A 786-nucleotide genomic window follows, 5' to 3' on the forward strand; every position below is an offset into this window, starting at 1 on the left:
GATCAGAACGAACCGCCACCCGCCGGTCATCAGCGCATCAGCTCCAAATCAAATCGGCATCGGTATAGGGCCTAAAGTCCTTGTCGGCCTCATTCGGAGCTTCCCCTGCCCCGTGTTCCTTTGCGAGCAAGTAGCGGCGGACATCCATCAGGCCCGGTTCGAAGCCCGATAGCATCAGCTCGATCAGCGCTCGGCCGTTGAATTGGCTTCCATGATTGGAGCTGCGAAGCCAATCCAAGCCTTGCTCTTCAGTCCTATAGAGGACGCGAAGGGACTTATAGATGCCGAGCACGGCCGAGATCCGGAGCACGACGTCGGTTTCAAGCATCAGCGGCTCCTCAGCGCGGGCAGCATCCTGCCAGGATCTTCGCCCAAGTCGAGCTCCAAAGCCGTCGCAATATTCAGGAACGTCCGCAAGACGGCCCCACTTACCCGAGCTCGGTTTTCCGGGCTGGTGTCGAACGTCGCTGACGGCTTCCAATCCATCGTGCATTCCTCCTCGGCGAAGATCCGTTCTACCAGATTGACGACAGCAACGATCGCCGCATGTCAGCAATCCGCGCATTGCCTATGCCCGCTTCGGTTCGCGCCGGCGGCTCCCTATCAAAGCCATCAGCATTGGCCCGATCGAGAATTCACTCGCCTCGGCCTTCCGCGTCAGACCGCGCAAATAGCCGCCTGCACTGGAAATGGCCTCGCCGCGCTGCAGGATCGCCGCGACGACTATCGAAGCCTCCGTTTCGCCCATGGCATTCTGCGCCTCGAACCAGGCGCTGGGGCTAATTC

The 786-nt window shown here is 60.2% G+C and carries 2 protein-coding genes; both read right to left on the minus strand.

The annotated features are described in order from the left end of the window. Positions 1-37 precede the first annotated feature (37 nt). A complete protein-coding gene (locus tag AC1DVA_RS28845; RefSeq protein WP_476808196.1) occupies positions 38-328 on the minus strand; it encodes an MbcA/ParS/Xre antitoxin family protein in 291 nt (96 codons plus the stop codon). A gap of 240 nt (positions 329-568) precedes the next feature. Continuing rightward, on the minus strand, positions 569-786 hold a 218-nt coding region (gene repC, locus AC1DVA_RS28850), incomplete at its 5' end, for a replication initiation protein RepC (protein WP_476808197.1).

Source organism: Allobosea sp. P4_C6 (assembly GCF_056402015.1).

Coding starts and splice junctions, on each gene's coding strand:
- AC1DVA_RS28845 (WP_476808196.1), bottom strand. CDS start 328: ATGCTTGAAACCGACGTCGTGCTCCGGATCTCGGCCGTGCTCGGCATC.